18 protein-coding genes and 1 tRNA gene are annotated in these 22,284 nt (G+C 36.1%); 7 read left to right on the top strand and 12 right to left on the bottom strand.

Annotation, left to right across the window (positions count from 1 at the left end; all coding sequences use genetic code 11):
- Positions 1-107: 107 nt before the first annotated feature.
- From IEW45_RS06040 to IEW45_RS06005, 8 genes are all read right to left on the bottom strand, one after another.
- Positions 108-1,910 (bottom strand): acyl-CoA dehydrogenase FadE, encoded by a 1,803-nt coding sequence (locus IEW45_RS06040; protein WP_188620340.1) that lies wholly within the window; start codon positions 1,908-1,910, stop codon positions 108-110.
- A 40-nt stretch (positions 1,911-1,950) separates the two neighbouring features.
- Positions 1,951-2,286: a four helix bundle protein gene (locus tag IEW45_RS06035; RefSeq protein ID WP_229665910.1), complete on the bottom strand. Its 336-nt coding sequence runs from the start codon at positions 2,284-2,286 to the stop codon at positions 1,951-1,953.
- Positions 2,287-2,364: 78 nt separating this feature from the next.
- Positions 2,365-3,546: an acetyl-CoA C-acyltransferase gene (locus IEW45_RS06030; protein ID WP_188620338.1), complete on the bottom strand. Its 1,182-nt coding sequence runs from the start codon at positions 3,544-3,546 to the stop codon at positions 2,365-2,367.
- An 18-nt stretch (positions 3,547-3,564) separates the two neighbouring features.
- On the bottom strand, positions 3,565-5,955 hold the full coding sequence (locus IEW45_RS06025) for a 3-hydroxyacyl-CoA dehydrogenase/enoyl-CoA hydratase family protein (protein ID WP_188620337.1): 2,391 nt from the start codon (positions 5,953-5,955) through the stop codon (positions 3,565-3,567).
- 53 nt (positions 5,956-6,008) lie between these two features.
- Positions 6,009-6,470 (bottom strand): MarR family winged helix-turn-helix transcriptional regulator, encoded by a 462-nt coding sequence (locus tag IEW45_RS06020; protein ID WP_188620336.1) that lies wholly within the window; start codon positions 6,468-6,470, stop codon positions 6,009-6,011.
- Between the two features lie 211 nt (positions 6,471-6,681).
- Positions 6,682-7,653: a hypothetical protein gene (locus tag IEW45_RS06015; RefSeq protein WP_188620335.1), complete on the bottom strand. Its 972-nt coding sequence runs from the start codon at positions 7,651-7,653 to the stop codon at positions 6,682-6,684.
- An 82-nt stretch (positions 7,654-7,735) separates the two neighbouring features.
- Positions 7,736-8,890: a hypothetical protein gene (locus tag IEW45_RS06010; protein ID WP_188620334.1), complete on the bottom strand. Its 1,155-nt coding sequence runs from the start codon at positions 8,888-8,890 to the stop codon at positions 7,736-7,738.
- A gap of 109 nt (positions 8,891-8,999) precedes the next feature.
- Positions 9,000-10,775, bottom strand: coding sequence for an AMP-dependent synthetase/ligase (locus IEW45_RS06005; RefSeq protein ID WP_188620333.1), 1,776 nt, complete (start codon positions 10,773-10,775; stop codon positions 9,000-9,002).
- Positions 10,776-11,017: 242 nt separating this feature from the next.
- On the opposite strand from IEW45_RS06005, the gene IEW45_RS06000 reads away from it, so the two are divergent.
- The 3 genes from IEW45_RS06000 (at position 11,018) to IEW45_RS05990 (ending at position 13,014) form a co-directional block, all read left to right on the top strand.
- A complete protein-coding gene (locus tag IEW45_RS06000) occupies positions 11,018-11,596 on the top strand; it encodes a PhnA domain-containing protein (RefSeq protein WP_188620332.1) in 579 nt (192 codons plus the stop codon).
- Between the two features lie 516 nt (positions 11,597-12,112).
- On the top strand, positions 12,113-12,532 hold the full coding sequence (locus tag IEW45_RS05995) for a hypothetical protein (protein ID WP_188620331.1): 420 nt from the start codon (positions 12,113-12,115) through the stop codon (positions 12,530-12,532).
- Between the two features lie 23 nt (positions 12,533-12,555).
- The gene (locus IEW45_RS05990) at positions 12,556-13,014 is read left to right on the top strand and encodes a hypothetical protein (protein WP_188620330.1); all 459 of its coding nucleotides are present in this window, start codon (positions 12,556-12,558) and stop codon (positions 13,012-13,014) included.
- Between the two features lie 79 nt (positions 13,015-13,093).
- Here the strand turns inward: IEW45_RS05990 and purL are convergent, their stop codons facing one another.
- From purL to IEW45_RS05970, 4 genes are all read right to left on the bottom strand, one after another.
- Entirely contained in the window at positions 13,094-16,756 is a 3,663-nt protein-coding gene (gene purL / locus IEW45_RS05985) for a phosphoribosylformylglycinamidine synthase (protein WP_188620329.1), read from the bottom strand.
- Positions 16,757-16,864: 108 nt separating this feature from the next.
- The gene (locus IEW45_RS05980; RefSeq protein WP_188620328.1) at positions 16,865-17,242 is read right to left on the bottom strand and encodes a hypothetical protein; all 378 of its coding nucleotides are present in this window, start codon (positions 17,240-17,242) and stop codon (positions 16,865-16,867) included.
- A gap of 75 nt (positions 17,243-17,317) precedes the next feature.
- The gene (locus IEW45_RS05975; protein WP_188620327.1) at positions 17,318-17,884 is read right to left on the bottom strand and encodes a DUF1579 domain-containing protein; all 567 of its coding nucleotides are present in this window, start codon (positions 17,882-17,884) and stop codon (positions 17,318-17,320) included.
- Positions 17,885-17,965: 81 nt separating this feature from the next.
- The gene (locus tag IEW45_RS05970; protein ID WP_188620326.1) at positions 17,966-19,531 is read right to left on the bottom strand and encodes a choice-of-anchor Q domain-containing protein; all 1,566 of its coding nucleotides are present in this window, start codon (positions 19,529-19,531) and stop codon (positions 17,966-17,968) included.
- A 150-nt stretch (positions 19,532-19,681) separates the two neighbouring features.
- On the opposite strand from IEW45_RS05970, the gene IEW45_RS05965 reads away from it, so the two are divergent.
- From IEW45_RS05965 to IEW45_RS05950, 4 genes are all read left to right on the top strand, one after another.
- Positions 19,682-20,119 (top strand): PaaI family thioesterase, encoded by a 438-nt coding sequence (locus tag IEW45_RS05965; protein WP_188620325.1) that lies wholly within the window; start codon positions 19,682-19,684, stop codon positions 20,117-20,119.
- Positions 20,120-20,121: 2 nt separating this feature from the next.
- On the top strand, positions 20,122-21,186 hold the full coding sequence (locus IEW45_RS05960) for an isochorismate synthase (protein ID WP_188620324.1): 1,065 nt from the start codon (positions 20,122-20,124) through the stop codon (positions 21,184-21,186).
- A 141-nt stretch (positions 21,187-21,327) separates the two neighbouring features.
- Positions 21,328-22,044 (top strand): bacillithiol biosynthesis deacetylase BshB1, encoded by a 717-nt coding sequence (gene bshB1 / locus IEW45_RS05955; protein ID WP_188620323.1) that lies wholly within the window; start codon positions 21,328-21,330, stop codon positions 22,042-22,044.
- A 75-nt stretch (positions 22,045-22,119) separates the two neighbouring features.
- Positions 22,120-22,195, top strand: a tRNA-His gene (locus IEW45_RS05950).
- Positions 22,196-22,284 lie beyond the last annotated feature (89 nt).

Genomic DNA, 22,284 nt, shown 5'->3' with positions numbered 1-22,284 from the left:
GTTATTTTTATTATTATGTTTGCTTAAATAAAAAAATCCTGTGATATAATTATATCACAGGATTTTCTTTTTAATAAACTTAAACTAAACCCCGGTTAACCATATTATTAAAACGGATAACTGTTTTCTTCTATTACCTTGGCTGCTATTGTTTCTCTTAAAGCAGCTACATTTGGCAAATTAGTATATTTTGTAAAGCGCTTTAAGCCCATAAGCATCATACGCTGTTCATCACCTTCCGCAAAAGAAGCTATTCCTTCTTTACCTTTACTGTTTATAATATCAACAGCATTGTAAAGATATAACTGAGCCATTTCAATTTGTGCTTTTACGTTTTCTTCGCCTTTGCTTTTCGCGAGTTTTTCGGTACGTAGTATGGTAGACTCTGCCATATATATTTCAATTAAAATATCAGCAGCAGCCATAAGTAATTGTTGGTGTTCTTCTAAATCCGGACCGTATTTTTGTGCAGCACTACCGGCAACCATCAAGAAAACTTTTTTCAGCTTGCCTATCATTTCTTTTTCCTCAGCAAAAAGCTCTGAGTAGTCAGGAGTGTCGAATGAAGGGATGCCCATAAGTTCTTCGCCTACTTTAGTTGCAGGACCTAAAAAGTCAACATGACCTTTCATTGCTTTTTTCATAAGCATTCCTACCGAAAGCATACGGTTAATTTCGTTTGTACCTTCATATATACGTGCAATACGTGCATCTCTCCAAGCACTTTCCATTGGAGTATCTTCAGAGAAGCCCATACCACCATATATTTGGATACCTTCATCAGAACAATTCTGGATGTCTTCCGAAACCGCTACTTTAAGTATAGAACACTCAATAGCAAATTCTTCTACACCTTTAAGTTCCGCTTCCTGGTGGCTTTCGCCATTTGCCATACGTGCATCTATTCTATCCTGAATGTCTTTTGCAGCTCTGTAGCTTGCACTTTCACCTGCATAACAACTAGCAGCCATTTCTGCAAGTTTAGCACGAATAGCACCAAAGTTAGCAATAGGCGTTTTAAACTGTACTCTCTCGTTAGCATAGTTAACAGCATTGCTTATAGTTCTGCGTTGTGCATCAAGGCAGGCAGCAGCCAGTTTAATACGCCCTACGTTAAGTGCGTTCATAGCAATTTTAAACCCGTTACCTCTTTCAGAAAGCATATTTTCTACAGGTACTTTAGTTTCACTAAAGAATACCTGACGGGTAGAGGAAGCACGAATACCTAATTTGTGTTCTTCTTCTCCGAAAGAAATACCGTTTTCAGGATCATTTTCTACAATAAATCCTGTAATATTTTTATCATCTTCAATACGGGCAAATACAATAAACAAATTACAGAAGCCTGCATTTGATATCCACATTTTCTGCCCGCTTATTTTATAGTGTGTACCATCTTCCGAAAGTACTGCTTTTGTCTTCCCTGAATTAGCATCACTACCTGCATCAGGTTCAGTAAGGCAGTACGCTCCAAACCATTCTCCTGTAGCTAACTTAGGTACATATTTTTTCTTTTGCTCTTCTGTTCCGTATAAGGTAATTGGCATAGTACCGATACCTGTATGTGCACCAAATGCAGTAGAGAAAGAACCTGTAGCTCCCGAAATATAATCGCAAACCAGCATAGTAGAAACAAATCCCATTCCCAGTCCGCCGTACTCTTCCGGTACAGCTACACCAAGAAAGCCCATTTCTCCTGCCTTACGCATTGTTTCTTCTGTAAAGGCATAGTCTTTCTTTTCAAAACGTTCTTTATTTGGCCAAAGCTCACGGTCAACAAATTCTTTAACCGAGTCGCGCATCATTTTCTGCTCTTCCGAAAAATCTTCCGGCGTGAAAATATTTTCACTTTTAGTTTCTTTTACGAGGAATTGTCCACCTCTTGTTATGTCTTTTTCTTGTGCTTCCATAAATTAGATTTTTTAGATAATAGATGAAGGATGATAGACACTAATCGTTACCTAAAGTGTTTTGAAAGCTCATCGTCATCCGTTGGAATTCTTCTATTTTGTTTTCTATTTCTGTTGTTTTTTCTACTGTAATATAGTTTTTATGAGCTGCTAACAATAATTGAGTTTGTAATTCAAATGCTGAGCCTAATGAAATATCAATAAAATGTTTAAAAGACTTATTAGTACGGCTTGAGCCTTCTGCTATGTTAGAAGGTATAGAAAATGAACATCTATCCATTTGACTTTTCAAACCAAACTTTTCGTGTGTTGGAAAAGTTTCAGTAATATCAAGAATTATTTTTGCTAGCTCCATACCTGATTGCCATATTTTCATTTTCTTGAAATTGTGTCTTTTATGGGTACTCATGACAATCTATTATCTCTTATCTATACACTCTTTTATCTCAAATAACTATAGTACCTCAAATATACCCGCAGCACCTTGTCCGGTACCTACACACATGGTAACCATACCATATTTATTACCTCGGCGTTTCATTTCATCAAATAGTTGAACGGATAGTTTAGCTCCTGTGCAACCTAATGGGTGACCAAGTGCAATAGCACCACCATTTACATTTAATATATCTGTATTGATACCTAACTCACGCACTACAGCAAGCGATTGCGATGCAAAGGCTTCATTAAGCTCTATAAGTTCTATATCTTCCAGTTTCATACCTGCTTGTTTCAGTGCTTTTGGTATTGCTTTTACAGGACCTATACCCATTATTCTAGGTTCTACACCGGCAGCAGCATAGCTCACCATTCGTGCAATAGGCTCAAGGTTTAATTCTTTTACCATATCTTCACTCATTACCATCACAAAGGCTGCACCATCACTCATTTGCGACGATGTACCTGCGGTAACACTACCATCGGCAGCAAATACAGGTCTTAGTTTGCCTAATACTTCTAAAGATGTGTCCGCACGAGGTCCTTCATCTTGTGTTACCGTATAGCTTTTAGTAGCTTTTTTACCATTACCATCTACATATACTTGTTCTACAGTTATAGGTACTATTTGTTTATCAAATTTGCCCTCTGCCTGTGCTTTTAATGCTTTTTGATGTGATTCGTAGCCAAATCTGTCTTGGTCTTCACGGCTTACGTTATATTTTTTAGCTACTGCTTCGGCAGTAAGTCCCATACCCCAATAATAATCTTCATGTCCTGCTTTCGCAGCTTTATAATCAGGTACGGGTTTGTAACCACCCATTGGTATGTAGCTCATACTTTCGGCTCCCCCGGCTATAATACAATCGGCCATTCCGCTTTGTATTTTTGCTGTAGCCATAGCAATGGTTTCCAGTCCTGAGGCGCAGTAACGGTTTACTGTTACACCTGGTACATCTTCAATTTTAAGTCCCATTAGGGAGATAAGACGTGCAACGTTTAGTCCTTGTTCGGCTTCGGGCATGGCATTACCTACCATAACATCGTCTATTCTGGTTTTATCAAAATCAGGCAGTTCATTCATTATATGCTGAATGGTCTCTGCTGCCAGTTCATCAGGTCTTTTAAATCGGAATACGCCTTTTGGGGCTTTCCCCACTGCGGTTCTGTATGCTTTTACTATATATGCTGTTTTCATTGTTTCGGTTTTTAGCTATTAGTTTCTAAGTGGTTTTCCTTTAGTTAGCATATGTTGTATTCTTTCTAGTGTTTTGCGTTCTCCACATAGTGAAAGGAATGCTTCTCTTTCAAGGTCTAGTAAGTATTGTTCACTAACCATTGTAGCTTCACTTAGGTCGCCACCTGCCATAACATAAGCAAGTTTATTGGCTATTTTTTTGTCATGTTCGCTAATATAGTTTCCTGCTTCCATACTATCTGTACCTACAAGGAACATACCTAAAGCCTGTTTACCCAGTACTTTAACGTCTTTACGTTTTACAGGTTGTGTATATCCTGCTTCGGCAAGTATTTTTGCATATTTTTTAGCTTCGGCAAGTTGTCTGTCTTTATTCACTACAATAACATCTTTACCTTTTTGCAGTATTCCTGTATCAAACGCTTCGTAAGCAGATGTCGATACTTTTGCCATTGCTACGGTAAGGAAATATTCTTGTAATACATTTAGTTCTACATCATTTTTATGGAAAAGGTCGGAAGCACGCAGTGCCATTTCTTTAGAACCGCCCCCGCCGGGTATAACTCCTACACCAAACTCAACCAGCCCGATGTATGTTTCGGCAGCAGCAACTACTTTATCAGCATGCATACTCATTTCGCAACCGCCACCCAGTGTCATTCCGTGTGGGGCAACTACTACGGGTATAGCTGAATAGCGTACACGCATCATAGTATCCTGGAACATTTTGATAGCCATATTCAATTCATCATATTCCTGCTCCACAGCCATCATGAATATCATACCAATATTTGCACCTACAGAGAAGTTAGCAGCTTGGTTACCTATAACCAGTCCTTCATATTCTTTTTCAGCTAAATCTATAGCTTTATTTATACCTTGAAGTACACCACCGCCTATGGTGTTCATTTTAGACTGGAATTCAAGGTTAAGTATTCCGTCGCCAAGATCTTCAATGATTGCATCACTGTTACTCCATACTTTTTTGCTTTCGCGTATGTTGTTCAGGATGATAAAGGCATCTTGTCCCGGTACTTTTTTCTGAGATTTTGATGCGATATCATAGTAATAAGTATTTCCTTCTTTTACGGTGTAAAAACTATTATTACCCGATGCTAACATTTCGGTTACCCATTCGGCAGTCTCTTGTCCTTCGGCTTTCATCAGTTCAATACCTTTTTCAACGCCTACAGCATCCCATATTTCAAACGGGCCATTTTCCCAACCGAATCCGGCTTTCATAGCATCGTCTATCTTGTAAAGGTCATCGGTAATTTCAGGTATTCTGTTAGCTACGTAAGCAAACATGCCTGCAAAGTTTTTACGGTAAAACTCACCTGCTTTGTCTTTGCCATTTACCAGTACTTTAAAACGGTCTATAGGTCTATCTATAGTTTTAGTTTGCTCTAAAGTAGCAAAAGAAGCTCTTTTCTTTTCCCTGTACTCCATGGTATCAAGGTCAAGCGCAAGAATATCTTTATCTACTTTTTTATAGAATCCTTGTCCTGTTTTACTACCTAACCATTTTTTTTCCATCATAGTGTTGATGAAATCCGGTAGTTTAAACAGTTCGTGTGCTTCATCATCAGGGCAGTTGTCATAAATACCGTTAGCAACGTGTACCAGGGTATCAAGCCCTACTACATCTACCGTACGGAAGGTTGCTGATTTTGGACGGCCGATAACAGGGCCGGTAAGTTTATCAACTTCTTCTACGGTAAGCCCCATTTCCTTAACTTGGTGGAAAAGGCTCATAATACCGTATATACCGATACGGTTACCTATAAAGGCAGGAGTATCTTTAGCTACTACCGAGGTTTTACCTAAAAACTTCTCGCCGTAGTTATTTAAAAAGTCCAGTACTTCCTGCGAAGTATCAGGACCCGGAATGATTTCAAATAGTTTTAAGTAACGGGGCGGGTTGAAGAAGTGTGTGCCGCAGAAGTGTTTGCGGAAATCTTCACTTCGCCCTTCGTTCATAAATTTAATAGGAATACCCGATGTGTTTGAGGTGATTAAAGTACCCGGCTTGCGGTGTTTTTCAATTTGTTCAAACACTTTTTGCTTAATATCCAGCCTTTCTACTACTACTTCAATTACCCAGTCTGCATCAGCTATTTTAGGTAAATCATCTTCTGTGTTACCTGTAGTAATGCGCGAAGCAAAGTCTTTGTGATAAATAGGGGATGGTTTAGATTTTAAAGCATTGGCAAGATGGTCATTAACTAATCTGTTTCTTACTGCTTTATCCTCAAGGGTGAGTCCCTTTTTCTGTTCTGTTTCTGTGAGTTCTCTTGGCACTATGTCGAGCAAAAGTACTTCTACACCAATATTGGCAAAATGGCAGGCAATGCCCGAACCCATAATACCGGAACCTATAACGGCTACTTTTTTAATATTGCGTTTCATTTGCTATATAAAATTTTTTGGTTGTTTAAGTGGTATATTACTTTAACTATTCTTTATTCGATTTTGGTTTCAACTTCTTCAGTTGTGTATATTTTTTTCTCAGCTATAAGGTGGTTTATTACTTCTGCTACTTCAACAAAATGATCCATCTTTTCCTGAGATACGTGTTGTTTTATTATATCATTAAATTTAAGAACTGTGTTTTTTGATAACTCTCTTTTTTCCTTCCCCAACTTAGTGAGGTGTATTATTACCCCGCGCCCGTCTACCGGATTCTTTTTTCGTACAATTAAACCTTTTTCTTCCATAGACTTTAATGTACGGGTAAGGCTTGTTGGTTCCATGCCCATTTGTGGCCCCAGTGCGGTAGAGGGGATGCCTTTTTCTTTATCAATAGATAATAAGGCAAAACCTATGGACATTGTTGCACCATATTTAGAGGCTTCTTCATTATACATTCTTGCTATTGCCTGCCAGGTTGCCCTAAGTATATAGTCTATTGTTTTCTCTTTCATAGAACGTGTTGTTTTTCAAATATACAAAAAAATATTATGCGTGCATATTATTTTTTTGAAAGTTAAATTATTTTAATGTTGTGTAATATTTATGTTATATTGTAAAATTTTACTGATTTCCTATTTTTAGTGCAATTACGTAGCTACGTAAATATAATGAAAAATAGAGAGATTAGCATATAAAAAAACTCCCGATAGAGGGAGTTTTAACTTAATTTTTCTTTTTATGTATATGCTCATAATAGGGGACGCTGCCACTATTGTTATACGCCCGGTAATAAATAATATCTGTACTAAAATCTAAATCAGGAATAGCCTTTTTAATTTCTTTTTTAATTTCAGCCAGTTCCATTTCTAAAAATTCAGTTTCATCAAGATGTATAGGAGTTTGATAACTGATTTTAGGATAAACTCCTTTTACTGTTTTTATAGGTTCTATCCCCATTATAGCAGGTTGGCTTTCTACATTTCTAAGTACATAAGGAAATTTATATTTCTCACTTAAAGTTTTACGCCATTGGTTTTTATAGAACTCAATACGTTCTTCATTATCATACGTAAGCATATCACCAGCGGGCTCAAGAAAACTTGCAGCCATATCGCAGTTAAAAGCGGCATCTATTAAAAAGCCTTCTTTTTCTTTTTGCTTGGCTATTTCAAAATAATCCTGTGCGTTTTTATCAAAATGTCCTAAAAGTCCTGTTTCTACATTGCTTAGTTTCCATTTACCATCTACCAGTTCATAAATAACAGTAATTAAGTAGTCTTCCATTTTGCCATACTTACTTTTTAATAGTGAAACATAGGCTTCCGGTTGTGTATTACTAAATGTAATGGAGTATTTATTTTCTTCATCTTCTATCAGCATGTTTTTAGATATTGTGCCTTTGCAGTAATACTCTTTATAAATTTCTGTATTATCTTCTTTTAAATACCCTCTTCTAAAAGCCCATACTGTACTTTCTATTCTGCTTCTCAGGTGCTTATTAAAATCATCTGAACCCAATGCTTTTAATGCTTTCATGTTGCTGTTAGACAGGGCATCAAACAAGCTGTCGTTTTTTCTTTTAATGGTTTCCCGAAGCGAAGCATCAATTTGGTTGTTGGTTAAGGTTTCGGTGCTGTTAGAGCAGCTTTGTAATATAGTAATGCATATTACAGCTAAAAAAGCTTTAAATTTCATTAGTTGATAGAATGTATATATTAATTAGGGTGTAAAAATATAAAGAATAAAAAAAGAGGTCAAAAAACCTCTTCTTATTTTTTTAAAGCCCTAATATTTTTGCAGCTTCTTTTACGTTCTCATAATGGTCATCCTCTATATCGGAGAGGGCTTTAGCAACTAAATCTTTCCACTTTCCGTTTTTAATTACATTATCTAAAGTGATAAGACAATCTGTAATTAACTTATCATTCCAGCCCGAATCTTTATACTTTTCAAGTAACTGATTATTAAGATATAATTTTATTCGGTGTAATAATATAAAGTCGTATATGCTTTTTGCATGTACTAAAGAGTGGTCTAAAAAACTTTTAATTAATTCAGGACTATGTTCATAACACGAAATATCTTCGCCCGGACCGCTTTCCAGCATTGATATTAATATCTCGGAAGTTGATTTATAATAAGCATGACTTATTTTTTCACCTTCCAGTTTTTTATGTAACAGCCCGCCGGTCGCACAAGTACAGGCAAGGTATTGGTTATTTACCGAGTTTTTAAATCCTTCAGTAATAAGCCACTTTCTAACAACTTCTTTACTGCTTATACGGGCAAGTCTGTCTACAAGTTGTATTTTCCCCCATCCGTTTACATGCTGTCCCAGTTCAAATAATTCGTCTTCAGGGTCTTCGCAAAGGCTTAATAATGCAATTACTACATATACTGTAAACTCATCGTGTCTTCCCAGTATTTTTAATTTTTCAATTATAACCTGATTTTGGCATAATCCTAATATAGCAATACCTAGTTTAACAGCGTTTTTGTTGTTGCTATTAAATGCTAAATCATTAGCAAAGCCAAACAAGTGGGGTTCTATAGCCAACGCATTATTAGAAATTTCTTCTAAAAACGGATCTATAAGGCTAACAATATCTTTATGTTTTACTATATAATCATAAAAAGAATTCTCAGTTGCTTTACTTCCTGTTTCAGCTATCTTTTTAACCTTTAATGCTAATTCTCTGGCTTCGTCTACAGAGGGCTTATTATAGCAGGGCTCAGATAACGCATCAGAAAATCCCGGAGTAGTTTCTGCCTTTTTGTTTTTATTGCATAACGAAACAGAAGATACATGACAGTTATCTCCATTTTCTTCTATATGGTTAACAATAGCTCTGTATATGGAATGTTTTGTTTTCCAGTGCGGAACATAGCTACCCTTACTTGGTTTTAATATTTGGTATAACCACTTTATCATGGTAATTTTTATTGGTAAAAAGTTCGTAATTAAGTCGGATAAAGTATTATAGCAATGTATAAAAATGTATAAAATGGAGGCAATATAAAACTCAATACTTTATTTGAGTTTATATACGATAAATTTTGTCATATAGATTTTTATATTTTTCTTTTATGACTTTACGTTTCAATTTTAGAGTAGGGGTCATTTCGCCACCTTCTACACTCCATAATTCTGAAGTAAGTTCAAATCTCTTTATTTGTTCCCAGTGACCAAACTTTTTATTTATTTCATTAACCTCTTCCTGTACTCTGTCAAGTATTTCTTTGCAGTTAATTATTTCTTCATTAGTTTTTCCGCAGTTTATCCCTTTATGATCTGCCCAGTGTTTAACAAAATCAAAATCAAGCTGAATAAAAGCAGCAGGCATCTTTTCACCTTCTCCTATAACCATAACCTGTTCTATAAAACGGGATTGCTTCATGGCATTCTCTATAAGCTGCGGAGCAATGTATTTACCGCCCGATGTTTTAAACATCTCTTTTTTCCTGTCGGTTATTTTTAGGAAACCATCTTTATCAATTTCTCCTATATCTCCCGTATGGAAGTAACCATCAACAATCACTTCATTCGTTTTGGTTTCATCTTTAAAATATCCCATCATTACGTTAGGACCTTTACATAAAATTTCACCATCTTCAGCTATTTTAACTTCTACACCATTTAACGGTCTGCCAACTGTACCAATGCGGAAACCGCCATTACGTTCATCATTAACAGCAATAACAGGAGATGTTTCGGTTAAACCGTACCCTTCCATTACCGGTATTTCAGCTGCAGCAAATACTCTGGCAAGCCTTGGCTGTATAGCAGCACTACCCGATACCATTAATCCTAAACGACCGCCTAAACCTGCTTTCCATTTACTGAAAATAAGTTTACGGGCAAGCCATAATTTAGCAGCATATATTGGTCCGTTAGCACCATAAGGCTCATATTTAAGACCAACATCAACAGCCCAAAAGAATAAACCTCTTTTAACGCCGGTAAGCTCTAAACCTTTAGCAATTATTTTGTCGTATACTTTTTCAAGAAGCCTTGGCACAGCTGTTATAACATCAGGAGTAGCTTCTTTAATATTATCACTTACTTTTTCAATAGATTCCGCGAAATAAATTGATACACCGTAATACTGATACAAATACAATATCATTCGTTCATATATATGGCATATCGGTAAAAAACTTAAAGCCCTGTTTTTTCCGGGTTCAAAAGGAACTCGCTCAGCACTCATCAATACGTCCGATGTAATGTTTTTATGCGAAAGCATTACACCTTTCGGTCTGCCTGTGGTTCCTGAAGTATATATTATAGTAGCAAGGTCGTCTTCAGTAATTGAATTTTTAATTGAATCTAATTCACCCTGATTACTTTCGTCTTCTCCAAGCTTTATAATCTCAGTCCAGCTTTTACAGCCATCAATCTCGTTAAATGAATATACTTCCTGTAAATTAACCAGTTTGTGTTTTATATGGCTTATTTTGTTGTATAGCTCTTCATCTGAAACAATACAATATTTTGCTTCGCAGTGATTAAGTATATATTCATAATCCTCTTCCGATATAGTAGGGTATACAGGTACATTTTGTGCTCCTGTTTGTAAAATACCAATATCAACAATATTCCATTCCGTACGGTTGTTAGATGAAATAACCGCAATTTTATCGTTCTTTTTTATCCCCATGCGAAGTAACCCGCGCGAAAAAGCGTTAGCTTTATTAAGATATTCTTTAGTAGAAGTCTTAACCCATTCGTTACCATATTTAGTAACCAAAGCATCAGGTAGGTCATATTTTTCCAATTGGTAATATGGAAAATCAAACAGGCGTGATATAGATGTCATATTTATTCAAGATTTACTCTTTGCAAATTAGGAAAATATATTGTAGAAAGCAATATGTTATATTATATACAATATTTTAAAATATTATTACAGAATAATAAACTGAGTAGTCAGGTTTTTAAGTAGTTGATAGTTAGTATTTTTTTGTAATTTTTATTTTGAATACATCTAAACACATAATAAGTAACTATTCACTAGCTTCAAAATGGTTATATTTGCGCACCTTATAAAACCTATTCCCAATGAAATTAGAAGAACAATTAAAACAACGAAGTGGCAATGTATGCGAACTAAGCGGAGCAACAGAAAACTTAGTAATTTATGATGTGCCTCCTGCAAAAGGCAACGCAGATACCGCTATATTAATTACAGAGCAATGTTTTAACCAGATAGAAAAGAAAGAAGAGTTAGACAGCCGCTTTTGGGAAAGCTTTTTGCCTACAGCTATGTGGAGCGAAGTTCCTGCGGTACAAGTAGTATCGTGGCGTATGCTTAACCGTTTCAGGAACGAAAGCTGGGCTGCCGATGCATTGGATATGATATATTTGGATGAAGATAATTTAGCATGGGCAGAAGCAACAGGCGACCATTTAGGCGATGCCTCTACCGAATTACATAAAGACACAAACGGTAATATTTTACAAAACGGTGATACTGTAACGCTTATAAAAGACCTTGATGTAAAAGGTTCTACTATTAATGCAAAAATTGGTACAGCGGTACGTAACATACGCCTAGTACATGACAATGTGGAACAGATAGAAGGGAAAATCGACGGACAGCAAATAGTTATCCTTACCAAGTTTGTAAAAAGACAGTAAGTTTTTTAGCTATTTAAAATATATAAAGAGCCTCCTTTTGGGAGGCTTTTGTATTTATAGTCATGACAGAGTAATTACTGGATGGCAGCCGAAGAAGCGAAAGCCTTTGAAGATTGTTAATGGGCTACTGTGAACATTGATAATACTTTAGGTTTTGAATTTTAATATAAAAATAAAATATTGAATATTTTGTTTTGTGAATTATTTTAATATTTTTGAATACCATTTAATTAAAAAATTACAATAATTATGAAAAAAAATCACATTACCCATGCTGATATGTGTGTTAACACTATCATTTTTTTCTTGTTCAACTGATAACACTGATATTTCCTCGGAAGGTATTAACCAAGAAACTTCTTTATTTAAATTAAAGTCTTTAAGTTCGACAGATTTAGGTATAGCCAAGCAATTGTATATTGATATGATGGCAACCCAAGAGTATGCCGATTACAAAATTTTAATAATAAATTAGGGATAGTAAACCAAGTTTCATTTAAAACTAAAGCTGAATGGATGGATTGGATACGAAATAATATTTCTAATACTTCATTTACAAGCATTTCACAATTCGAAATTTTATATGATAATTCAATTAGTAAACTTGATACAATGATATCAGCAAATAAAACTCTGTATGATTTTATGGATAAAGCTGATTCATCTGATATAGGTCAGATTATTGCCCCTGAGTTTAATGATACAGTACCAGGAGGTTATCCAGTTGTAACCAATTCATGTGTAGATAATTGTATTGATTGGTGTGATAGTGCATTAGATTTGATTGATAGTATACTTCAAGACTCGTTAGCAATAGCAGAAACAGCTACATACTCTACTGTTTATCTTCAAGCTACTTTGAGCGCATATCAAGCACATGCTAATCAATATATTAGTGTTACTGGGCAGTTTAATCAATGTATAGGAACTTGTTAGTATTAAAAAATAATATACTTCCGATGAGACATTATTTATTATTTATACTTTTTTTTAGTTTTACCAACTTAGGAGCACAATCTGTTTCTAATGATTCTATACTTCCTCCTGTAAAAAAGGATCTTTCTGAAGAAGAACTTCAAATGGCTGTAGATAGTTATTTACAAATGACAAAGTCAGAAACTTATAAGCAGTTTAAAAAAAACTTAAGAGAGAATTCAATTAAACTAAAAGGTTTAGACTATCCACCTGATTTGAAAACGAGTGATAAAGAAAGTATTGAAAAATGGTTGATAAATAATATTGAAAAAACAAAGTATAGTTCCGTTAAAGAAGGTGTAGAAATGATTCATAAATCTTATTTATTAATGCAAAAACTGTATAAAGAAAATACTGAAGTATATACATTTATGCGAAGAGCAACTAAAGAACAATTGCGTGAGATTATAGCACCTGAACGAAATACTTTTTACGATTATTAATTGATGATAGCCTAATGAATTAAATAAAAAAAGCCTCCGTTTAGGAGGCTTTTCTAATCTATTATCATCGTCTTTTATCTTATACTTTTTCTTCAATCCACTTACGGGCATTAACAAAAGCTTCATGCCAAGGCGAAACTTCATCTTTTCTGCCTTCAGGGTAGTATGCCCAGTTCCATTGGAACATAGAACGCTCAATATGCGGCATCATTACTAAATGACGACCGTCATCACTACTCATCATCGCAGTATCAAAATCAGAATCGTTCGGGTTGGCAGGATAGCCTTTGTAAGCATACTTTGCCACAATGTTATATTTATTTTCTTCATAGGGCATACTGAACCTGCCTTCGCCATGCGAAATCCAGACACCAAGCGTACTGCCTGCCAATGTGTTTAGCATTACCGAATTGTTTTCCTGTACGGTAACGGAGGTAAACCCACTTTCGTGTTTACCACTCTTATTGTGCAGCATTTTTGGTTTTATCTCGTGGTCAGGGTTTATCAAGCCAAGCTCAATAAATAACTGGCAACCGTTACAAATACCAACCGATAGCGTATCTTTTCGCTTAAAGAAGTTCTCTAAAGCGGTTCTGGCTTTCTCGTTGTACATAAAAGCACCCGCCCAACCTTTCGCCGAGCCTAACACGTCACTGTTAGAGAAACCACCTACAGCACCAATAAATTGAATATCTTCCAATGTTTCACGACCGCTGATAAGGTCAGTCATATGCACGTCTTTAACGTCAAATCCTGCCAAGTACATAGCATTTGCCATTTCACGCTCGGAGTTACTTCCTTTCTCACGGATAATAGCCGCTTTAGGACGCGGTTTGCTGGTGTCGAAAGTTGCTTTCTTCCCGTTAAAATGTTCCGGGAAAGTATACTGTAAAGGCTGAACTTTATAATTATCGTAACGTTCTTTAGCTTTCTCTGTTCCGCTTTGTTTTTTATCTAACAGGTACGATGTTTTAAACCAAGTATCACGAGTTTCAGTAATATTAAAAGAAAGGTTGGTTTCGCCGTTTTTAATAGTAACTGTAGTACCTTCTTTTGGTTGTCCTATTTTGGTAAAGTTAACGCCGTTAGCATTAAGTTCTGCTTCAACAGAAGCATCTGCCTGTATTACTACCGCTATATTTTCTGCAAACAATGCTTTTACAGTGTCAGTTTCATTAAGTGCTGATAAATCATATTCAGCACCCAAGTTTACTTCTGCAAAACTCATTTCAAGCAGAGTAGTTATTAAACCGCCACTACCTATATCGTGACCTGCTGCAATTTTACCTTCTTTAATTAATTGCTGTAGGGTATTGAAAGTAGTTTTAAATTTAGCCGAATCGGTAATAGTAGGAACTTCGTTACCTACTTTATTTAATACCTGAGTGAAAGATGAACCACCCAGTTTAAAACTGTCATTACTTAGGTTGATGTAGTATATATTTCCGCCATTGCGTTTTAATACAGGTTCAACAACCTTACTAATATCATTACAGTTACCTGCTGCTGAAATAATAACCGTACCCGGAGCAATAACATCGCCATCAGGATATTTTTGCTTCATTGAAAGCGAATCTTTACCTGTTGGTATGTTGATGCCTAATTCGATAGCGAAATCGCTACAACCTTGTACAGCTTCATATAAACGAGCATCTTCGCCTTCGTTTTTACAAGCCCACATCCAGTTAGCGGAGAGCGATACGCTTTTCAGTCCGTCTTTAAGTGGAGCAAAAACAATATTACTCAATGCCTCACCAATAGAGTTACGGCTACCTGCTACAGGGTCAACCAACGCCGAAACAGGTGAGTGCCCTATAGAAGTTGCAATACCTTCTTTTCCGTTATAGTCTAACGCCATAACACCAACGTTGTTTAAAGGCAGTTGTAAAGGACCTGCACATTGCTGTTTAGCCACTTTACCGCCCACACAACGGTCAACTTTATTGGTAAGCCAGTCTTTACAGGCTACCGCTTCCAGTTGCAGTACTTGGTTAAGGTATTCGTGTATTTTATTTTGGTCGTATTCTGCTTGGCTATAGTTAGCAGTAACCGTTTTATCATTCATTATTGTTTTTGGCGATGAACCAAACATATCTTCTAAAGCAAAATCCATTGGTTTTGCACCAGTAGTAGCTGATTGAAACGTAAAACGATGGTCACCAGTTACATCACCTACAGTGTACATTGGCGAACGCTCACGGTCGGCAATACGCTGTAATGTATCAATGTCTTTCTCGCCGATAACAAGCCCTATACGTTCCTGGCTCTCATTACCGATTATTTCTTTAGCCGATAGAGTAGGGTCACCCACAGGTAGTTTGTCAAGATCTATTTTACCTCCTGTTTCCTCTACCAGTTCGCTAAGACAGTTTAGGTGCCCACCCGCACCATGGTCGTGTATCGAAACTATTGGATTGTGCTGGCTTTCTACCATAGCACGAATAGCATTGGCAGCACGTTTTTGCATTTCAGGGTTACTACGCTGTATGGCGTTTAATTCAATACCACTGCTGAATTCTCCTGTATCAGCCGATGAAACGGCAGCACCACCCATACCAATTCGGTAGTTTTCACCACCCAGTATTACTACTTTATCGCCTGTTTCAGGTTTTTGTTTTTTACTTTGGTTTTCCTTACCATAACCAATACCTCCCGCAAGCATAATAACTTTATCGAAGCCCAGTTTGCGTGCGTCCTCTTCATGTTCAAAAGTAAGTACCGAACCCGAAATAAGCGGTTGCCCGAATTTATTACCAAAGTCCGAAGCACCGTTTGATGCTTTTATAAGAATATCCATTGGTGTTTGGTACAACCATTTGCGCTCCTGCATACCTTTTTCCCAAGGGCGGTTTTCTTCCAGTCTTGAGTACGATGTCATGTATACCGCAGTACCCGCTAATGGTAAAGAACCCTGACCTCCTGCAAGCCTGTCGCGAATTTCGCCTCCGCTGCCTGTTGCAGCACCGTTAAATGGTTCTACGGTAGTAGGGAAGTTATGCGTTTCTGCTTTTAGCGATATTACCGAATCAAATTCTTTTGTTTCGTAATAATCAGGTTTATCAGCAGTTTTAGGAGCAAATTGCTCTACACGAGGTCCTTTTATAAAGGCTACGTTGTCTTTGTATGCCGAAACGATATCGTTAGGATTTTCCTGACTTGTTTTCTTGATGAGTTTGAATAGGGAAGAAGGTTTTTTTTCTCCGTCTATTACAAATGTACCGTTGAATATTTTATGACGGCAATGCTCTGAATTTACCTGAGAGAAACCAAACACTTCTGAATCGGTTAATTTTCTGCCCAGTTTTTCAGATAAGCCTTGTAAATAATCTACTTCTTCCGGACTAAGTGCTAAGCCTTCTTTTTCATTGTAGGCAGCAATATCATCTATTTCAATAATAGATTCCGGTTGTATATTAATAGTAAAAATATCCTGATTTAGCCCGTTATACTTTTGTGATAACATCGGGTCGAAATCCGTGAAATTTTCGTCTCTTTTTTCAAATTCCTCAATACGTATAATGCCTTCAATTCCCATGTTTTGGGTAATTTCTACAGCATTAGTACTCCAAGGGGTTATCATTGCCGCACGAGGTCCAACAAAAAAATCCGTCAGTACGGATTTCTCTATTTTATTTGCGTTGCCAAAAAGCCAGTTTAGTTTAGTTATGTTTTCTGCCGAAAGTTCGTCTTGCGTTTGTACCGCAAAAACCGTGTTTGTTTGGTTTTCGAAGAAATGAATCATCTAGATAGGAAGTTATGTTGTTGAAACCGCAAAATTAGGTATTAATTTGGTTATTCGGAAATATGAAAATTAGTTAAGTAAAACTATTTTTTAAAATTAAATAATACACTAAAAATTTTTTTCAATATAATCTATTGCTTTTGCTACTGCTTTTTCTTCTAATTCTTCATCCCAGTCTCCGGTTTCATAACGTATACCGTCATAATTCCATATGCATATTACACCATAGTAATCTAAAGCCATACAAACAGTTTTGTTTCCGTCATCAAAAATGCAGTAACTATCTTCAGTATCTATAGTCCAATAGTAATTAGGCTTTCTATCTACTGCTTTTAAAAAAGTTAGGTGTTTATATATATGTGGTAACTTTCTTTTAATTTCAAAATATAAGGCTTTACCATAACCTTCATAGCGTTGTAAAAATTCTTCAAAAGTTTCTTCCTCATAAAATATGTATTGTGATAAAAGTTGATGCTGTTTTTCCATTAAATGTTTAAGTTAAGTAGAATAAAAAAATCGACTTGATAGCCGATTTTCTGTTTTTGAGAATAAGAATATAAGTTACACTTTTCTCTTCATAATAATCTCCATAGTTTTAGCTTCTTTTCCAGTTTTGTCATCAAACATTTCAAGCTTACGCGTGTTTTCATCTATAATAGTATATACTTCGCGCATTTTAATTTTTTTACCTGTTGCCGGGTCAACTCCTTCACCTGAAAAATGTATAACATTAGAACCTTTTTTCATCTCTCCTTTCATTATCATAATCCCTGTCCCCATATTATCTATCCAGGTAGAAATATATTTCTTTTCGGCGTTATCATAGCCTAGGGTAGCTTTTCCTTCAAAAGGCATGCCCATTATCATTCCTTTATAATCAGAAAGCTGATAACGTCCGCCAAGAATCATACTAATTTCTGCAGTAGATTTATATGTTTGCGGAGGGGCTCCGGGAGCCATCCAGAATTTCATTTCGCAATCCCATTCACCTGCTTCTTCAGCAAGCATTTTATGAGGCTCGCCCGGAGTCATATAGAACATCCACGCTTTTTCCTCATCTGACTGCGCAGACACGCTTAAACCTAATAGGCAAATGCCTAATGTAAGTAGTTTGTAAATTTTTTTCATAATTGTTAGTTTAAAGTTTGTAAAGTAAAATTATGAAAAAAATCAGTAGATAATATTCTGAAAATGTGAATGTAACTATTTTTATTCTTCCGATTCTGTAAAGTAGTATTCATATGCTCCTATATCCGGTATGCCTGTAGTTGGGTTTGGTCTTGCATTACCACTAAGATCGATAGGGATATTAATATTTACAGCAGCATCTATAGCGGGAGATTCTTCTCCTAAATGCAAGTTGTTTTCGCCAGGATTAATAAATTCAGGTGTTAGGCTGGAACTTTCCGCTATAATGTTATTGTTGTATTGTACTAATGCTGGGTCGTTTCCGTCAAACGGATAAAGCGGATTGTTTTCCAGTTGATTACTGAAATCAACTACTTTTATAAAACAGTTATTGAAGCTACAGTTAAAAGCCACTTCATCATCAGCTTGCCTTTCTAAAGACAGCCCGAAACTACCTGAACCATATACAATACAGTTTTCGAATGTCGCATCTGTATTACCTATGTATAAGGTTTCTTCAATTATTTGGTAGTCGTTTATTAATACAGGTACTTGCCTAAAGTTATTAAAGTAGTTCGCAAATGTACAATGTTTAAAGCTGTAGGTTCCTCCCAAAGTACAGGCTAATGATGCTTGTCCTGCATTGCTTATAGCAAGGTTGGTTCCCTCTATACTTGCACCTCTGGCAAGTATGCCGAAGTTACTGTTATTGTATATCTGACTGTTATTAATAGTTAACTGAGGGATAGTATTATCAAAAAGCCTATCCATAAGTATACCTACAGAAGCATTTTTAAGTGTAAGATGATTAATAGTATTGTCTTGCCCTGATAGTAAGTATACGCCATTCCATTGTCCGGGAATATCAGAAAAAGAAGGCTCTAAGCGGTCACCTTCAAAAATTACTTCATTTTCAAGTGCTTCGGTAGCTGATATGTCTCCGTTAATTTTTAAAGTCCCCGTATCATCTACAATTATACCGGACTCCGCATGAAAATGCACTCTAGCCCCTGCATCTACAGTAAGCGTAGCGCCATTTGGTACTAAGGCGTAGCCGTATATTACATAAGGTTTTTCGTTTGTCCAATTTAGTTCTTCGGGTGTGGTTAATTCATGCCCTTGTATATCTGACGGTTGCCCGCTAATGGTAAGCGTCTCTTTCATATCAGTAGGCAAAGGTCTATCAGGTTTTATAAAAACGGCATCCTGTACCAGCGTTACCAGTTCTACTTTTTGATAGTTAGCTCCTGTATCAAATTCAATTTTATCGGTATAAAGAAAATTAGAGTTTTCGTTGGCATATTCGCTGTAATCAATAGTAGTTTCTATAAAAACAAACATGCTGTCTTTCGCTAAAAGCTCTACATTATTGAATACTCTGCCCGGTATACCGTCTACCATCAGGCGATATTTTGATTCCTCTCCTTCACCAAGCCTAACACTTGGTATGTTAATATCCTTATCACTGTTGTTGTATACTTTAAGCGTATATGTACTTGAACCTATGTTTGTAAAAACAGTGTCTAAGTAAACGGTATCTTTAGAGAAACCAAGACCTCCGGTGTTTGGTTCAAACTCAAAGTCATTACGGCAAGAAGCCAGTAATAATACAAAACCTGATAAAAATAAAAACAAAAGGTTGCGCATAGCAATAACAATTTTTGGTAAAAGTAATTATTTCCCTTTAATAAAGGAAAGTGATTTACATTCCTTAACGGAGGTTTGGTTGTTTTAGTCTTAACAAATAAAATTGTAAGACGTTATTTAGTAATTTTACAATCCGTAAATTTTTCCAATATGACTTTTGATAAAGAGAAAGCACTAAAAATGTGCAATGAATATAGCAAGAATACTTTAATGCAAACACTGGAAATAACTTATACTGATGCAGGAGAGGATTTTTTAGAAGCTAAAATGCCGGTTAATTCAAGAGTACATCAACCAATGGGACTATTGCATGGTGGTGCAAATGTTGCCTTGGCAGAGAGTGTAGGTAGTGCGGCATCGTTACTATTTATTAATACAGAATTATTTGAAGTACGCGGTATAGAGATTTCAGCAAACCATTTGAGAAGCAAGCGTGATGGGGTAGTAACAGGAACTGCCAGAATAGTACATAAAGGCAGGTCACTACACTTATGGGAAGTTAAAATAACTGATGAGCAGGACAGGTTAATCTCACTATGCAAGATAACTAATATGGTACTTCCTAAAAAGAATAACGACAAGAAATAATAATGACTGATTTTTTTGATAAGATAAAGTACCAACTGGATAAAAAACTTCCTTTTGCTGTATACAGTAAACCTGTTTCTGATATTGTAACAGGTGTTTTTCAAAAAACAGGTGCTGTACATAACTTAACCGATTTTAATGCTAGAGGCTTTGTTTTCGCACCTTTTGCAGGGAATGATGTTGTTTTTATTCCAAAAGATGATGCGGAAGTTATAACTGTAAAAAACGAAGCGAGTATAGAAGCGGTTCTTAATGATTTAGAACAACCAAAAATTGATGAGACAGCTAAACAAGAATTTGAAAGTTTAGTGAAAAAATGTGTTTCGGTAATAAAAGGGAGGCAGTTTGAAAAACTGGTAGCTTCCCGAACCGAAAAAGTGCCTGTTACTACCGATGTAATAACTATTTATAAACGCTTATTGCAAACGTATCCTAATGCTTTCAGATATTGTTTTTATACGCCTAAAACAGGCTTATGGATGGGAGCTACACCTGAGCAGCTATTAAAAGCGCATGAAAACACTATAAAAACCGTTGCCTTGGCAGGTACACAAGTATATAGTGAAACCAAAGAGGCTGTTTGGGAAGAAAAGGAGCAACAGGAACAAAAATTTGTAACCGATTATATTTTGCAAAGGCTTTCGCAATATTCAAGTGACATACAAGCAACACAGCCTTATACATTTAGAGCAGGAAACATAGTCCATATAAAAACAGATATTACAGCCGATTTAAAAGAAAGTAGTAACATAGGCGAAGTAATAAATAGTTTGCACCCAACCCCTGCGGTTTGTGGTATTCCTAAAGAGCAGGCAAAACAGTTTCTACTGGATAATGAGGGGTATAACAGGAAGTACTATTCAGGGTATTTAGGAGAACTGAACTATGATTTTGGCTCAGGAACATCAAGCAAAACAGATTTATTCGTGAATTTACGCTCCATGAAAATGAGTGAAGATAACGCTCAGCTTTTTATAGGTTGCGGTATAACTAAAGACAGCAACCCTGAAAAAGAATTTTTTGAAACGGTAAACAAGAGTATAACCATGCGTAAGGTACTTGTGTAGGGGGAGAAGACTGTTTTAAATATATTATAGACCTTCGGAACCACAATCCGACGCCCTATAAAAGTAGAGGATCTTATTATATTGTGTAATTTTGTCACAAAATAATAATTGTGGTTAACACAAAAAAATATAATTAAAATAATGAAACTTGATATATTAGCCTTTGGTGCGCACCCTGATGATGTAGAATTAAGTTGTGGAGCAACATTGGCAAAAGAAATAACATTAGGAAGAAAAGCAGGAATTGTAGATTTAACCCGTGGCGAACTGGGAACAAGAGGTACAGCCGAGATAAGAGATGAAGAATCAGCTAATGCTGCTAAAGTATTGGGAGTAGAAGTAAGGGAGAACCTGCGTTTTCGTGATGGCTTTTTTATAAACGATGAAGAGCATCAACTGGAGGTAATAAAAATGATTCGTAAATACAAACCGGATATTGTGCTTTGTAATGCTGTAGATGATAGGCATATTGACCATGGTAAAGGGAGTAAGCTGGTATCGGATGCTTGTTTTCTTTCAGGGTTACGAAAAATAGAAACAGAACTGGACGGAGTACAACAAAAAGAATGGCGACCTAAGCAGGTATACCATTACATACAATGGAAAAATATTACTCCTGATTTTGTAGTAGATGTAACAGGGTATATAGATACTAAAGTAGCATCGTTAATGGAATATAAGTCTCAATTTTATGACCCAAACAGTACAGAACCTGTAACACCAATAGCTACAAAAAACTTTAAAGAAAGCATTCATTACCGCGCTCAGGACTTGGGAAGGTTAATAAATACTGAATATGCAGAAGGTTTTACAGTAGAAAGGTATGTGGCTGTGAACAGTTTAGCCGATTTGATATAAAATTGACATAAAAAAGTTAACTTTATACTTGCATAAAACTAAAAGTGCAATTATATTTGCACCCACAAAATAAATGGTGATTGTAGCTCAGTTGGTTAGAGCGTCGGATTGTGGTTCCGAAGGTCGTGGGTTCGAGACCCATCATTCACCCTGATAGAGTATAAAGCCTGCTTGTAAATCTAAGCAGGCTTTTTCTTTGGTAAAACATTTATAACTATAACTTTTTAGGTAGTTTTCCGC

Source organism: Flavobacterium suaedae, from assembly GCF_014642915.1.
Classification (GTDB): domain Bacteria; phylum Bacteroidota; class Bacteroidia; order Flavobacteriales; family Flavobacteriaceae; genus Flavobacterium; species Flavobacterium suaedae.
Note: the sequence above shows the minus strand (reverse complement) of the source record. Positions and strands in the feature narration are given on the sequence as shown.

Bases quoted from the DNA above. Each gene is read 5' to 3' on its own strand.
- IEW45_RS05960 (WP_188620324.1), top strand. From the start codon at position 20,122: ATGACTGATTTTTTTGATAAGATAAAGTACCAACTGGATAAAAAACTT.
- IEW45_RS06000 (WP_188620332.1), top strand. From the start codon at position 11,018: ATGAAATTAGAAGAACAATTAAAACAACGAAGTGGCAATGTATGCGAA.
- IEW45_RS06010 (WP_188620334.1), bottom strand. From the start codon at position 8,890: ATGATAAAGTGGTTATACCAAATATTAAAACCAAGTAAGGGTAGCTAT.
- IEW45_RS05995 (WP_188620331.1), top strand. From the start codon at position 12,113: ATGGATTGGATACGAAATAATATTTCTAATACTTCATTTACAAGCATT.
- IEW45_RS06030 (WP_188620338.1), bottom strand. From the start codon at position 3,546: ATGAAAACAGCATATATAGTAAAAGCATACAGAACCGCAGTGGGGAAA.
- IEW45_RS05975 (WP_188620327.1), bottom strand. From the start codon at position 17,884: ATGAAAAAAATTTACAAACTACTTACATTAGGCATTTGCCTATTAGGT.
- IEW45_RS06020 (WP_188620336.1), bottom strand. From the start codon at position 6,470: ATGAAAGAGAAAACAATAGACTATATACTTAGGGCAACCTGGCAGGCA.
- IEW45_RS06025 (WP_188620337.1), bottom strand. From the start codon at position 5,955: ATGAAACGCAATATTAAAAAAGTAGCCGTTATAGGTTCCGGTATTATG.
- IEW45_RS06035 (WP_229665910.1), bottom strand. From the start codon at position 2,286: ATGAAAATATGGCAATCAGGTATGGAGCTAGCAAAAATAATTCTTGAT.
- bshB1 (WP_188620323.1), top strand. From the start codon at position 21,328: ATGAAACTTGATATATTAGCCTTTGGTGCGCACCCTGATGATGTAGAA.
- IEW45_RS06005 (WP_188620333.1), bottom strand. From the start codon at position 10,775: ATGACATCTATATCACGCCTGTTTGATTTTCCATATTACCAATTGGAA.
- IEW45_RS05965 (WP_188620325.1), top strand. From the start codon at position 19,682: ATGACTTTTGATAAAGAGAAAGCACTAAAAATGTGCAATGAATATAGC.
- purL (WP_188620329.1), bottom strand. From the start codon at position 16,756: ATGATTCATTTCTTCGAAAACCAAACAAACACGGTTTTTGCGGTACAA.
- IEW45_RS05970 (WP_188620326.1), bottom strand. From the start codon at position 19,531: ATGCGCAACCTTTTGTTTTTATTTTTATCAGGTTTTGTATTATTACTG.
- IEW45_RS05980 (WP_188620328.1), bottom strand. From the start codon at position 17,242: ATGGAAAAACAGCATCAACTTTTATCACAATACATATTTTATGAGGAA.
- IEW45_RS06040 (WP_188620340.1), bottom strand. From the start codon at position 1,910: ATGGAAGCACAAGAAAAAGACATAACAAGAGGTGGACAATTCCTCGTA.
- IEW45_RS05990 (WP_188620330.1), top strand. From the start codon at position 12,556: ATGAGACATTATTTATTATTTATACTTTTTTTTAGTTTTACCAACTTA.
- IEW45_RS06015 (WP_188620335.1), bottom strand. From the start codon at position 7,653: ATGAAATTTAAAGCTTTTTTAGCTGTAATATGCATTACTATATTACAA.